Here is a 12520-nt window from a genome sequence, read left to right as displayed (position 1 = left end):
GGGGCCTGTAGCTCAACTGGTTAGAGCTGGCCGCTCATAACGGCTAGGTTGCGGGTTCAAGTCCTGCCGGGCCCACCAGCGCTTTTCCTCATACATTCGCGTGGTGACTCAGCGCTTCGCGCGTCGTGTGCAGCGGCATGATCCTCGATACCGGCGGCAACCAAGTCGCCCTCATTGATCGGATATCGGTTGTAGAAACAGCTTTTACCCCGGCGGGTCTTGTGCGGCGGCGGATTACCGCCTAACCGCGCCCTGCGTCGGGGAGTGGCGCAGTCTGGTAGCGCGCCTGCTTTGGGAGCAGGATGTCGCAGGTTCGAATCCTGTCTCCCCGACCATCCCCACCATTTTGTGTCACCATTTCGACGAGCGTGCCACGCCGTTCGATCAATGGCATCGCGGCACATGGTTTCTTCAGCAACCATCGCGCTAGGGTCGCAAATGGCCGTTGAAAATAACCGGGAATCCACGCCCTTTACTGTGCCGCACCGGGTCGCGGTGCTCTCGATCATCGCGTTCTGGGTCTTCTACTATGTCAGCATCACGCTGCGGTCGTTGATCATAGACCTTCCAGGTTTCTGGTTCATGCTTGACAACCGGGCATGGGTCTCGCTGTTCGGGATCGGCTTCACCTACGTGCTCTATCGGGCACTGCGGCTGCTCTGCCATCACACGTTGCGTGTTCGCGTGGCGGCTGCGTTCCTGTTTTCAGCGGTGGCTGCTACGGCCTATTCGACCGTCAACTACCTGTCCTTCTACGTATATGATCCGCAGCCGTACGAACTGCAGAAGCGAGCGGGCGAGCAGCGGCCTGACAAATCGAAGGAGAAGGAGAAAGAGCCAGCAAATCTGATCGCCGAGAATGCGATCGGCTGGTATTTCTTCTTCGTCTCATGGTCGGTCTTCTACCTCGCGCTGTCCTATGCGGGCGCAGTGCGCGCGTCGGAGCGCGAGACGGCCCGGCTGCGCGCGGCGACCCAGACCGCGGAATTGAGGGCACTGCGATATCAGGTCAATCCGCACTTCCTGTTCAACACGTTGAACTCGATCTCGGCGCTCGTCATGTCAGGGAAGCGCGAGGATGCCGAGGCTATGATCCTCAACCTCTCCACCTTCTTCCGCTCAAGCCTGGCCAGCGAGCCCACCGACGATGTGCCGCTGGCGGACGAGATCGCCGTCCAGAAACTCTATCTTGAGATCGAAGCGGTTCGCTTCCCCGAACGGTTACGCACCACGTTCGAGATTGAGCCCGCCGCCTCCGGCGCCTGCGTGCCCGGACTGATCCTGCAGCCATTGATCGAGAATGCAGTCAAATATGGGGTCGCACCGGCGCGGCGTCCGGTGCAGATATGCGTTCGCGCACGCGTGAACGGCGACAAGCTGGAGGTGACGGTGAGCGACGATGGCGATGGCGCCAGGGCTGCCAACGGGACCGGGGTCGGGTTACGCAATGTGCGCGACCGGCTGACCGCCCGGTTCGGCGATGCGGCCTGGCTGACTGTCGGCAAGCGGGCCGAAGGCGGTTTTACCGCGATGCTGACCCTTCCACTGGTGCCCAATGGCTGCTGAACGGCTGCGTACGCTGATCGTCGATGACGAACCGCTTGCGGTCGAACGGATGCAGATCCTGTGCGCGGGTATCTCCGAAATCGACCTGATTGGTACTGCCAGCGACGGTGAGGCGGCGTTGCGCCTGATCGATGCGCTCAATCCCGATCTGGTGCTGCTCGACATCGCAATGCCGCATCGTGACGGGATCGGTGTGGCGGCCGCGCTGGCTGACGTTTCCAATCGTCCGGCAGTGATTTTTTGCACCGCGTTCGAGCAACATGCGGTGGCGGCGTTCGACGTGGCAGCGGTGGATTATGTGCTCAAGCCTGTGAGCGCGGAGCGGCTTGCTCGCGCCATCGCCCGCGCGATCGAAGCGGTGGGACGGGGGCGGATGGAGCCGCAAGTGGCAAGTTCACGCTGGATCGAGGAATTCTGGGTGCCGCACCGTTCGGAAATGGTGCGGGTCAGCGCGGGCGACATCGAGCGTGTCGATGCCGAGCGCGACTATATGCGGCTGGGCGTCGGCGGGCGCAGCTATCTGATTCATCAGACGATCACCGAACTCGAACGGCGGCTCGATCCCGACCGTTTCATCCGACTTCATCGATCGACGATCGTGCGCAAGGACCGCATCGCCAAGCTGCGACACGATGGCCTGGGCGTCTGGCACGCCGAGCTTGCCGATGGCGACCTCGTCAGGATTGGCCGCACCTATCAGGCGGCCGCCAAAGCCATCATGGCAAAATAACCCCGTCCGCCGGCTGCGGCGGACGGGGCAGTTGGTATGAATGTCAGGGTGCTACAGTGACACTCATGTCCCGCGCCGCAAGCTGCCGGTTGGCTGCGTTACGGTGGGCGAGCTGGATGGCAGGGCCGGTGGATTCACGGGTGGCGGTGGCGCAGCGGCGTGCTTCCGCCGCCGTCGCGACATCCCGCTGGAACGCCGATCCGCAGACGCGCTGAACCGCAGCGTCGATGCGTTCGGCGAACATCATTCTGCCGCTTGTGCTGGAGAGGTTGAGATCGGCGTAGGAGACCTTCACGGACTTCGCGCCGCCGGCAATGGCCGGGACTGCAGCGATAAGCGCGGCGGCGATCGCGGCCGCGCGGGCGAGGTTGGACAACATGGGTCACTCCGGGGTTTGGGGTGCGTCCTGTTCGAACGCTGATCCCGGCTACGCCCCCGGTTCGGTGTGGGCTATCGCTGCTCGACGAGAAGGGGCGTCGCATCCACCGGAACCGTTCGATACGACGAACGACCGATTGTCGGCGACGAAGGCCGTTCCGCGCACGCCTTCCGGCAACGAAAAAGGGCGCCCCGTGAGGAGCGCCCTTTCGATTCGACCGGACTCTTGCGAGCCCAGGAAGAACAGGTCCGATTACTCGGCGACGTTTGCAGCCGCGTTGTCGAGCGTGTCGGCGGTGTTCTCGAGGATCGCAGCCGCTTCGTTGCTCGCGCCAGCAGCTTCGTTCTGCAGCAGGTCAGCGCCGTTCTCGAGCGAATCAACAACGTTCTCGACGGTGTTGTTTGCAGCCGGCGTGGTGTTGCAGGCTGCGAGCGACATCAGGCCGGTCGCGGCAGCGACGATGAGGACCTTCTTCATTCGTTTTGCTCCCAAGCAAAATTATTCGTTTCGCGTCGGCCCGATTGCCGTGCGAGTTAGTCGGAATAACGCCCGTTACGCCGCCGTCAATGGGAATTCATCTGACAGCAAGCTTTGCGACAGGCCGAAATGACGCGGCGCGTCATCGCGTGGCACCGATTTCTTCCGGCGCGTTGGCGACTACCGCGAGCATTGCCGTCCATGCCGCGACATTTTGGCGCAACTGTGACCGATCGATTTTGTCGAGCGTGTCGTCGGGGGTGTGATGCAGGTCGAAATATCGGGTTCCGTCCTGCTGCAGGTCGATGCCTGCAACCCCGGATGCGACCAGCGCGCCGACATCGGCGCCCCCGCTCGCGGCATCACGTCCGCGGCTGATGCCCAGCGGCGACAGCGTGGCGGCGACCCGGTCCGCTACAGCCTTCGCGCTCTCAGGCAGCTTGAAATCGACCCGCCAGACGCGGTCCGCTCCGAAATCGGATTCGGCGGCCAGCGCGTGGCGTTCGCCTTTATGCGCTTCAAAATAAGCCTTGCCGCCGAACACGCCGACTTCCTCGGCGCCCGCCCAGAGGATGCGGATGGTGCGGCGCGGCTTGCCCGCGTCCATGATGCGCCTGGCCGCCGCGGTGACGATGCCGCAGCCTGCGCCGTCATCGAACGCGCCGGTGCCGAGATCCCAGCTGTCGAGGTGGCAGGCGACCACCACCAGCCCGGCAGCGGGGTCGCTGCCGGGCACTTCGGCGATGATGTTGCCCGATTCGGTCATGCCGATCTGCTTGGGGGTCAATGTCAGCTTCACGCTGACCGGCTGGCCGCGCTTGAGGATGCGCTCAAGCTGCTCGGCATCGGGCAGCGAGAGGGCCGCTGCCGGGATCGGCGCGACGCCTTCGGGGAACCCGGTACCCCCGGCATGCGGGTTGCGATGATAGTCGGTGCCGACCGATCGGATCAGGATCGCCGCAGCCCCCTTGCGTGCCGCCGCCGCGGGGCCGCTGCGGCGGACCGCGCCATAGGCACCATATTGCGAACCGTCCTGCGTGCGCGTCATGTCATGGCTGACAAAGGCGATCTTGCCGCGCAGGCTCCCGTCTGGTGCCGCGTTGAGCGAGGCGAGATCCTTGAAATAGACGATCTCGCCGCGCAGCCCCGATGCCGGCGTCGCGCCTGAATTGCCCAGTGCGGTGAGGCGGAGCGGCTGCGGGAAGGGGGCCAGCACTTCCAGCGTCTCCTCGCCGCGGACCCAGGTCTTCATCTGGAACGGCTCGTTGCGGACGTTGCTGAAACCGAGCGCAGTCAGCTTCTTCACCGACCAGGCGCGCGCACGGGCCTCGGCCTCGGTCCCGGCAAGGCGCGGGCCGATCTCGGTGGTAAGGCCTTCGGTGATGTCCCACGCGATCTCATCCTTGAGCGCTGCGTCGCGCAGTGTCGCCGGATCGATCTGGGCAAGGGCGGGGAGGGGCAGGCCAAATACGGCAGCCAGGGCCAGGGTCTTCACGCGCATTCGCATCCTCCGCTGAAACATTGTTGCGGCGAGGGGTAGAGGAAGCATCCCGCATGCGGCAACCCGCATCGGCGCGGTTTTCGACGAGCGACAAGTTTGCCAACGGGCGGGCGCATCGCTACATGCGCGGCCAACCTTCCTGACCCTAAAGCTATCGCACTGGAGACCCGCACGTGGCCGCCCAATACGCCTTCGTGATGAAGGACATGACCAAGACCTTCCCCGGCGCGCCCAAGCCGGTGCTGAGCAACATCAACCTGCAATTCTATCAGGGTGCCAAGATCGGCATTGTTGGCCCTAACGGTGCCGGCAAGTCGACCCTGATCAAGATCATGGCGGGGATCGACAAGGATTTCTCGGGCGAGGCATGGCCGGGCGAGAACATCACCGTCGGCTATCTCGAGCAGGAGCCGCAGCTCGACGCGAGCAAGACGGTGCTTGAGAACGTCAAGGACGGCGCGCGGGAGACCGCCGATCTGGTCGAGCGCTTCAACGCGATCTCGGCCGAAATGGGCGATCCCCAGGACGACACCGATTTCGACGCCTTGATGGAAGAGATGGGCGATCTCCAGACCAAGATCGATGCGGTCGACGGGTGGAGCCTCGACAACCAGCTCGAGATCGCGATGGAAGCGCTGCGTTGCCCGCCGGGTGATTGGGGCGTCGACAGTCTTTCGGGCGGTGAGAAGCGCCGCGTCGCGCTGACCCGGCTGCTGATCCAGAAGCCGTCGATCCTGCTGCTCGACGAACCGACCAACCACCTCGATGCCGAAAGCGTCGAGTGGCTCGAAAATCACCTCAAAGAATATGCCGGTGCGGTGCTGATGATCACCCACGACCGCTACTTCCTCGACAATGTCGTGGAATGGATTCTCGAGCTCGATCGCGGAAAGTATTTCCCGTACGAGGGCAATTACTCGACCTATCTTGAGAAGAAGGCCAAGCGCCTCGAGCAGGAAGACCGCGAGGCCACTGGTCGCCAGAAGGCGATCAAGGACGAGCTGGAGTGGATCCGCGCCGGCACGAAGGGCCGCCAGACCAAGTCGAAGGCGCGTATCGCGAAGTTCGACCAGCTCGTCGCCAGCCAGGAAAACCGCAAGCCGACCGGCGCCCAGATCGTCATTCAAGTGCCCGAGCGCCTCGGCGGCAAGGTGATCGAGGTCGAGAACGTCTCCAAGGCCTATGGCGACAAGCTGCTGTTCGAGAACCTCTCGTTCACGCTGCCCGCAGGCGGCATCGTCGGCGTGATCGGCCCTAACGGTGCCGGTAAATCAACGCTGTTCAAGCTGATCACCGGGCAGGAGCAGCCGGATTCGGGTACGATTGAGATCGGGACCACGGTCCGTCTCGGCTATGTCGATCAGAGCCGCGATCACCTCGATCCGTCGAAGAACGTGTGGGAGGAAATCTCGGACGGGCTCGATTACATGAAGGTCAACGGCCACGACGCCTCGACACGCGCCTATGTTGGTGCGTTCAACTTCAAGGGCCAGGATCAGCAGAAGAACGTCGGCAAGCTGTCGGGCGGTGAGCGCAACCGCGTCAACATCGCGAAGATGTTGAAGAAGGGCGGCAACGTGCTGCTGCTCGACGAACCGACCAACGACCTCGACGTCGAGACGCTGGGCGCGCTCGAGGAGGCGATCGAGAATTTCGCGGGCTGCGCCGTGGTCATCAGCCACGATCGCTTCTTCCTCGATCGTCTCGCGACCCATATCCTCGCCTTCGAAGGCAACAGCCATGTCGAATGGTTCGAAGGCAACTTCGAAGCCTATGAGGAAGACAAGCGCCGTCGCCTCGGCGACGCGGCGGACCGCCCGACGCGCCTCGCCTACAAGAAGCTCACGCGCTGAACCGGATCACGCGCCGCCTAAAAGCGGCGCGTGATTCCGAAATAGAGTTCGATATCGGGGCTGGCGGCATTGAGGCCGGCGACCGCACCGGCGTCGAGCTGGAGATTGTCCTTCGCCAGCCAGCCGAACGACAGGCTCGCCAGTGCTTCTGTGACGTGCCCGGCGGGATCTTCGTCGCGGGTCATCTGGAGTTCGAGTGCTCCGCCCAGCGAATCGCTGAGCGCGGCGCTGATCCCGATCACGGCGCCATAGGCAAGGTGACGGCCTTGCCGATCGCCATCGACTGCTGCGTCGATCGCAGGCGTGAGCGCGATCCCGATCGTATCGCTCAGGCCGTAGCTGATCGGAAGGATCAGTCCCGCACCCCAATCACCCGCACCGATCGCGTCGCTGCCAACGGGCAAGGTGGCGTAGGGCATGATCGCCGCGGAGAAGCCCGAGCCGTCCGGGTTCGACAGGTTGTAACGCGCCGCGAGCGTGACATCGCCGACCCCCGAATCGCGGGTGACGGCTCCGGTCACCTTGTCGCGCGTGCGGACAGTGCCGAACGCGGTCCAGCCCGCCTGCACCTCCAGATTTGGGGTCAGGCCGTGACGGATCAGCAGGCCGCCAGCGATCAGGCTGTCGCTGCGCTGAGTCTCGTCCTGGTCGAGCGTCCAGTCGGCGCCGCCAAGCTCGACGACGGTGCGTCCGGCATCGACCGTGCAGGCTGGCGTACCCAGTCCGGGCCGGTCCGCGCAGAGCGGACGCGGCTCCTGCGCCCCTGCAGTGCCGGCGATCAGACCGAGCGTGATCGCGAGAAATTTCCTCATCGGTTACAAGCCCCACTCGACGCAAATCGCGCGCCCGAGCCGTCTGCTTAGACGCCCGCGCGCGACGAAGATATCCGGAGGGATGTCGATCCTCGCAGATCCGCCGTTGACGCGGAAATCCGCAGGCCGGATGGTGCCGGCAATGCAACCGACAATCGACTTCTCCCACATTCGCAGGTTCGAGGATCTCTGGGCCCAGTTCACGCACCGCGCGCCGCGGCAGTTCCCAAGCGACCAGAGCGAGCGGATGCTGTTCGACGCACTGGGGCTGGGGCTGGAGCAGGCGATCCAGTATCTCGGCTGGGAGCGGCCCGAGCTTGCCGCGTTTGCGCAATGGATCCTGGCGACTGCGGGGCCACCCGATCCTGAGGTAATCGCGCGCTACCATGCATGGCTGGATGGCGCGCCGCTGCCCGAGAGCGTTCAGGCGCGGATCGATGCGATCGATGCCGCGGCGCCGGTATTCGAGGCCGACGACCTCGCGCATTGGGACCGTGAGGGGTGGGTCGTGCTGCGCGGCGCGCTCAACCCCGCAGAGGCTGCTGCGGTGGAAGCGTTGCTATGGCAGACCGTCGGTGGCGACCCGGCCGACCCGGCCAGCTGGTATGCCCCTCGCGGCAATGGGATCATGGTGCAGTATTTCCAGCACCCCGCGCTCGATGTCGCGCGCACGTCTCCGCGGATCCACAAGGCGTTTGCGCAGCTCTGGGGCACCGCGGACCTGTGGACGACGATCGACCGGATGAGTTTCAACCCGCCCGAGACGCCCCGGCACCCGTTTCAGGGGCCGCATCTGCACTGGGATGTGAGCTTGGCGCTGCCCGTCCCGTTTGCGACGCAGGGCATTCTTTATCTCACCGACACTGCGGCAGATCAGGGTGCACTGACGCTGGTTCCGGGCCTTCATCATCGGCTGGAACGCTGGCTGGACGGACTGGACGGGGGCGATCCGCGTCAGGCCGATCTGAACGCGGAGGCGGTACCCATTCCGGCGGGCGCGGGCGATCTGGTCATCTGGCGGCAGGACCTGCCGCACGGCGCCAGCCCGAACCGCGCGGCGCGGCCCCGGATGGCGCAGTACGTCAACTTCTACTCGCCCGCGCTCCCCATCCATCCGGAGTGGCGCTGAACGCTCAGGCCTTGCGGTCGAGGCTCCACGCGCCGCCGCCGGCTGCTGCGAGATAGAGGAAGATGAAGGTGAACAGCAGGATCGCCTCACCGCCATTGGCCGCAGGGAACAGGCCCTTCGATCCGTGCGCGAGCCAATACCCCACTGCACACATGCCCGACGCGATGAAGGCGACGGGACGGGTGAACAGCCCGATCACCAGCAGCGCGCCGCCGATCAGCTCAATTGCGCCCGCTGCATAGAGCAGGGGATTGAGCGGCATGGGGAAGGGCGGCAGGCCGAAGAATTTCGACGTGCCGTGCTGAAGGAAGGCAAGTCCCGCGACGATGCGCAGGACGGCGAGCAGCTTGTCGGACCAGCTGGCAGGGATCGGCATGGTTGAATCTCCTTGCGCGCCAAATGGCTGATCGCCGTTGCGCAAGTGAAACCTTTCATGCCTGCCGGTTCAGATCAATCCCGCCAGGGGAAACCGATCGTTTCAGTCCCCGGTCACCTTGAGCGGGCCGAGATCACCCAGGCCCACAGTGCCGCTCGCCATCGCCAGCATCCGGTCGAGGCTCTTCTTGGCCTTGAGCCGGATCTCGTCCTCGATTTCGATCCGCGGTTCGAGGTCTCGCAGCGCGATGTAGAGCTTTTCCAGCGTGTTCATCGCCATGTACGGGCAGATGTTGCAGTTGCAGTTACCGTCTGCGCCGGGTGCGCCGATGAAGGTCTTGTGCGGGACCGCCTTCTCCATCTGGTGGATGATGTGCGGCTCGGTCGCGACGATCATCGTGTCGCCGTCGAAGTCCTTGGCAAGCGCGAGGATCCCGCTGGTCGATCCGACATAGTCGGCATGGTCGAGCACGTGCGGCGGGCATTCGGGATGTGCGGCGACGGGCGCGCCAGGGTGTAGCGCCTTGAGCTTCAGAAGCTCGGTCTCGCTGAACGCCTCATGCACGATGCACACGCCCGGCCACAGCAGCATGTCGCGGCCCATCTTGCGGTTGATGTATCCGCCCAGATGCTTGTCGGGACCGAAGATGATCTTCTGATCCTTGGGGATCTGGCTCAGAATCTTCTCGGCGGACGAGCTGGTGACGATGATGTCGCTGAGCGCTTTCACCTCGACCGAGCAGTTGATGTAGGTCAGCGCGATATGGTCCGGATGCTTGGCACGGAAGGCTGCGAACTGCTCGGGCGGACAGCTGTCCTCAAGCGAGCAGCCGGCATCCATGTCAGGCAGGATGACGGTCTTGTCGGGCGACAGGATCTTGGCGGTTTCCGCCATGAAGCGCACACCGCAGAACGCGATCACCTCAGCATCGGTCTCTGCCGCCTTGCGCGAGAGTTCAAGGCTGTCACCGACGAAATCGGCGAGATCCTGGATTTCCGGCTTCTGATAATAATGCGCCAGGATCACCGCGTTGCGCTCCTTGCGCAGACGCTCGATCTCGGCACGGATATCAACGCCGGACAGGTTGCTCGGTGCGTTCATTCTGGGACCCTCTATCTTTGGCCCCACATGGCCTTGTCGGGGTCCGGGTTCAACCCATCGATGGCATTGGCGGATATTCGTACGGCGCCAGCGCGCCTCCGGGCTGACCGGTGGTCACCGCCTCGAAGATCGCAAGCCCGATCGGGCTGTAGGCGATCAGGTTGGTGAGCCCGCGCACCAGCAGGATTGTGCCGATTCCCCACCACCATGCCGGATGGACGCGGCCGCGCGTGCGCAGGTCCCACAGCACGCCGGCCAGCGGGAACAGCAGGATCAGCGTTACCTCGATGATCGAGGCGTGCGGCATCACCAGCGGTGCGGGGATCAGGCGCCCGAGGCCGGGACCAGTGAGGATCGCCATGCCGGAAAAGTGCAGGCGGCGATGCCAGTCGGTCCGCCGCCGCATCACGATTGCAGCGGTCGACAGACCGACAAAGGTCCAGACGGCGAGTGGTGCCATCACTACGAAGAATGCGGGCTCATAGACCGGAGCAGCGCGACCCAGCCGGATCGCCTCGATCGCGACCAGCGGGCCGACGATTGCCATCGCCACGAGCCAGCCCGCGCCGATCCAGCCGAGCTTGCGATGCAGCGCGATACTGCCCCGCGTCGCGAGCCAGGTTTGCGCGATGTAGATCGTGACCCAGCCGAAGAAGACCAGCGCATGTGCATGAACTACGAGCGGCGCGTTGAAGCTGGAAATGCCCATGACGACGAAGAAGGCGAAGCCGGCGACGATAACTGCCGCCATGGCGAGGCCTCCCCACAGGAAGAAACCGTCGTCGCTGTGTGAAGTATCCGAAGTCTGTGCTGCCGTTGCCATCGTGTGCCCCCACAACAATGTCCGGACGGGAGGCTATCATCGATCGGCAGCGAACCGAACTACTTCTTCTCGCGTGCCTCGATGTCCTTCATGACCTGCTCTGGCGAGCGCGAGACGTCCCAATGCTCACGGATGCCGCGTTCCGGCGGGAAGGTGACGACTACGCGCACCTCGCCCAGCCCGGCGGCGGTCAGTGGTTGCGCGAGCAGGCGGGCAAGCGCGCTGCGGGCATGTTCGCGTGCCTGCGCCATGCGTTCGGGGCTGCGCGCCTCGCGGCCCGCGACATCGGCGGCACGGACCGACGTGCGCCGGCTGAGCGCTTCGGCCGCCTCGCGCGTCACGAACAACCCGCTGGTGTCGACCAGCGTGCGGCGGCCCTCATCGGTATTGGGTGCTGCGGCGATGACATCGGGGGCGTCGACGATCAGCGTTTTGGTCTGCGCGTTCCATTGCAGATCTCGGTCGCGCAGACCCGAAAGGTCAACGTGATAGGCGACCGAATAGGGCATCTTGACGACCTGGTCGCTGCGCAACCAGCCAAAGCCGCGAATGTCAGAGGCGGTCGCCTGGACGATGCCCGAAAGCTCGGCCACCTGAAGCTTGCCCGATCCCACGAGTTTGGCTGTGACGATCTGGGTCACCGGCGCGCCGCCCTCCTCGGGCAGCGTCGCCATCCGGGTCTCGGCATAGCGATCCCATGCGATCCAGCCGGTCGCGACGACGACCAGAAGCGCTGCCGCGATCAGCGACCCGCGGATCAGCTTGTCGCGCTTCACGACATCCGCCACGCGCCACCCTCCGTCCCGGTGACGATCCCGCGTTCGCGCAAGTGGATCAGGTGCGCGAGCACCGACCGGCCCGCTGCGCCGGTGAGCCGCGGGTCGAGGCCGACATACATCTTTTCGACCATCGCCGGGATCTCCCCGATCTCCTTGCCCAGCAGGCGTAGTATCTGCCCTTCGCGCTGCCTGCGATGACCCATCATGCCGCGCACCAGTCGCTGGGGGCGTTCCACCGGATCGCCATGCGCGGGGTAGTAGACGCGATCCTCGCGGCCCAGCAGCTTGTCGAGGCTGGCCATATAGTCGCCCATGTCGCCGTCGGGCGGCGCAATCACGCTGGTCGACCAGCCCATCACATGATCGCCGGTGAACAGCGCGCCGCTCTCCTCGAGCGCGAAGCAGAGGTGGTTGGAGGTATGACCGGGGGTCGCCACTGCGGTGAGCGTCCAGCCATCGCCCGTCACCCGCTCGCCATCGGCCAGAACGCGGTCGGGCCGATAGTCGCGGTCGAAGGCCGCATCGGCGCGCGGGCCATGATCGTCGAGTGCGAGCGGGGCGCAGCCGATGATCGGCGCACCGGTTGCAGCCTTGACCGCGCGGCTCGCGGGGCTGTGGTCGCGATGCGTGTGGGTGCACAGGATCGCCACGACCGGGCGGCCGTCGATCGCACGGGCAAGCGCGTCGATATGTTCGGGGAGGTCAGGGCCGGGGTCGATCACAGCAACGTCGCTGGCGCCGACCAGATAGGTTTCGGTGCCGGTATAGGTAAAGGCCGAGGGGTTTGGCGCGAGGATGCGGGCTACCAGCGGCTCGAGCCGGATCGCTTCACCGGTTTCGGGATCGGTCATAAGGCCGAAATGGCGGCTCGGGTCATGCTAGGCAAGGCCACATATAAATTGGGCCGGCCGCCATAGGGGTAGCGACCGGCCCGGTTGGAGCACCCTCCGCGGCGATGGGCAGCATAACCGCGGATTCTCCTCCTCCCATCTCG

13 protein-coding genes and 2 tRNA genes are annotated in these 12520 nt (G+C 64.7%); 6 read left to right on the top strand and 9 right to left on the bottom strand.

Annotated elements, in window-relative coordinates; all coding sequences use genetic code 11:
- The first annotated feature begins 1 nt into the window (after nt 1).
- From AC07NK_RS14910 to AC07NK_RS14895, 4 genes are all read left to right on the top strand, one after another.
- Nucleotides 2-78: transfer RNA gene (locus AC07NK_RS14910), tRNA-Ile, on the top strand.
- Between the two features lie 180 nt (nt 79-258).
- Nucleotides 259-335: transfer RNA gene (locus AC07NK_RS14905), tRNA-Pro, on the top strand.
- Between the two features lie 103 nt (nt 336-438).
- On the top strand, nt 439-1566 hold the full coding sequence (locus tag AC07NK_RS14900) for a sensor histidine kinase (protein WP_495171382.1): 1128 nt from the start codon (nt 439-441) through the stop codon (nt 1564-1566).
- Entirely contained in the window at nt 1556-2296 is a 741-nt protein-coding gene (locus AC07NK_RS14895; protein WP_495171381.1) for a LytR/AlgR family response regulator transcription factor, read from the top strand. Before AC07NK_RS14900 ends, AC07NK_RS14895 begins: the two co-directional genes overlap by 11 nt.
- Before the next feature lie 43 nt (nt 2297-2339).
- Here the strand turns inward: AC07NK_RS14895 and AC07NK_RS14890 are convergent, their stop codons facing one another.
- From AC07NK_RS14890 to AC07NK_RS14880, 3 genes are all read right to left on the bottom strand, one after another.
- Entirely contained in the window at nt 2340-2675 is a 336-nt protein-coding gene (locus tag AC07NK_RS14890) for a UrcA family protein (RefSeq protein WP_495171380.1), read from the bottom strand.
- 252 nt (nt 2676-2927) lie between these two features.
- The gene (locus AC07NK_RS14885) at nt 2928-3152 is read right to left on the bottom strand and encodes a hypothetical protein (protein WP_495171379.1); all 225 of its coding nucleotides are present in this window, start codon (nt 3150-3152) and stop codon (nt 2928-2930) included.
- A 142-nt stretch (nt 3153-3294) separates the two neighbouring features.
- Nucleotides 3295-4653 (bottom strand): M28 family peptidase, encoded by a 1359-nt coding sequence (locus tag AC07NK_RS14880; RefSeq protein WP_495171378.1) that lies wholly within the window; start codon nt 4651-4653, stop codon nt 3295-3297.
- Nucleotides 4654-4826: 173 nt separating this feature from the next.
- On the opposite strand from AC07NK_RS14880, the gene ettA reads away from it, so the two are divergent.
- Entirely contained in the window at nt 4827-6506 is a 1680-nt protein-coding gene (gene ettA / locus AC07NK_RS14875; RefSeq protein WP_495171377.1) for an energy-dependent translational throttle protein EttA, read from the top strand.
- A gap of 17 nt (nt 6507-6523) precedes the next feature.
- On the opposite strand, the gene AC07NK_RS14870 is transcribed toward ettA, so the two are convergent.
- Nucleotides 6524-7318, bottom strand: coding sequence for a transporter (locus AC07NK_RS14870; RefSeq protein WP_495171376.1), 795 nt, complete (start codon nt 7316-7318; stop codon nt 6524-6526).
- Between the two features lie 142 nt (nt 7319-7460).
- Here AC07NK_RS14870 and AC07NK_RS14865 point away from each other — a divergent pair, with 142 nt between their 5' ends.
- Nucleotides 7461-8447 (top strand): phytanoyl-CoA dioxygenase family protein, encoded by a 987-nt coding sequence (locus tag AC07NK_RS14865; protein WP_495171375.1) that lies wholly within the window; start codon nt 7461-7463, stop codon nt 8445-8447.
- Nucleotides 8448-8451: 4 nt separating this feature from the next.
- Here the strand turns inward: AC07NK_RS14865 and AC07NK_RS14860 are convergent, their stop codons facing one another.
- The 5 genes from AC07NK_RS14860 to AC07NK_RS14840 all read right to left on the bottom strand — a co-directional run bounded on the left by AC07NK_RS14860 (nt 8452) and on the right by AC07NK_RS14840 (nt 12377).
- Nucleotides 8452-8823 carry a DoxX family protein gene (locus AC07NK_RS14860; protein ID WP_495171374.1) on the bottom strand — a complete coding sequence of 124 codons (372 nt, stop codon included), beginning with the start codon at nt 8821-8823 and terminating at the stop codon, nt 8452-8454.
- A 102-nt stretch (nt 8824-8925) separates the two neighbouring features.
- Nucleotides 8926-9924, bottom strand: a complete 999-nt coding sequence (gene nadA, locus AC07NK_RS14855; protein WP_495171373.1) for a quinolinate synthase NadA — start codon at nt 9922-9924, stop codon at nt 8926-8928.
- 49 nt (nt 9925-9973) lie between these two features.
- Nucleotides 9974-10747, bottom strand: a complete 774-nt coding sequence (locus AC07NK_RS14850; protein ID WP_495171372.1) for a hypothetical protein — start codon at nt 10745-10747, stop codon at nt 9974-9976.
- 59 nt (nt 10748-10806) lie between these two features.
- A complete protein-coding gene (locus tag AC07NK_RS14845) occupies nt 10807-11535 on the bottom strand; it encodes a DUF4230 domain-containing protein (protein ID WP_495171371.1) in 729 nt (242 codons plus the stop codon).
- Nucleotides 11520-12377, bottom strand: a complete 858-nt coding sequence (locus AC07NK_RS14840) for an MBL fold metallo-hydrolase (RefSeq protein WP_495171370.1) — start codon at nt 12375-12377, stop codon at nt 11520-11522. The genes AC07NK_RS14845 and AC07NK_RS14840 overlap by 16 nt, the downstream gene beginning before the upstream one ends.
- Between the last annotated feature and the right edge of the window lie 143 nt (nt 12378-12520).

The organism is Sphingomonas sp. GW821-FHT09B04 (assembly GCF_059418285.1).
Note: the sequence above shows the minus strand (reverse complement) of the source record. Positions and strands in the feature narration are given on the sequence as shown.

Coding starts and splice junctions, on each gene's coding strand:
- AC07NK_RS14900 (WP_495171382.1), top strand. CDS start 439: ATGGCCGTTGAAAATAACCGGGAATCCACGCCCTTTACTGTGCCGCAC.
- AC07NK_RS14895 (WP_495171381.1), top strand. CDS start 1,556: ATGGCTGCTGAACGGCTGCGTACGCTGATCGTCGATGACGAACCGCTT.
- AC07NK_RS14890 (WP_495171380.1), bottom strand. CDS start 2,675: ATGTTGTCCAACCTCGCCCGCGCGGCCGCGATCGCCGCCGCGCTTATC.
- AC07NK_RS14885 (WP_495171379.1), bottom strand. CDS start 3,152: ATGAAGAAGGTCCTCATCGTCGCTGCCGCGACCGGCCTGATGTCGCTC.
- AC07NK_RS14880 (WP_495171378.1), bottom strand. CDS start 4,653: ATGCGCGTGAAGACCCTGGCCCTGGCTGCCGTATTTGGCCTGCCCCTC.
- AC07NK_RS14870 (WP_495171376.1), bottom strand. CDS start 7,318: ATGAGGAAATTTCTCGCGATCACGCTCGGTCTGATCGCCGGCACTGCA.
- AC07NK_RS14865 (WP_495171375.1), top strand. CDS start 7,461: ATGCAACCGACAATCGACTTCTCCCACATTCGCAGGTTCGAGGATCTC.
- AC07NK_RS14860 (WP_495171374.1), bottom strand. CDS start 8,823: ATGCCGATCCCTGCCAGCTGGTCCGACAAGCTGCTCGCCGTCCTGCGC.
- nadA (WP_495171373.1), bottom strand. CDS start 9,924: ATGAACGCACCGAGCAACCTGTCCGGCGTTGATATCCGTGCCGAGATC.
- AC07NK_RS14850 (WP_495171372.1), bottom strand. CDS start 10,747: ATGGCAACGGCAGCACAGACTTCGGATACTTCACACAGCGACGACGGT.
- AC07NK_RS14840 (WP_495171370.1), bottom strand. CDS start 12,377: ATGACCGATCCCGAAACCGGTGAAGCGATCCGGCTCGAGCCGCTGGTA.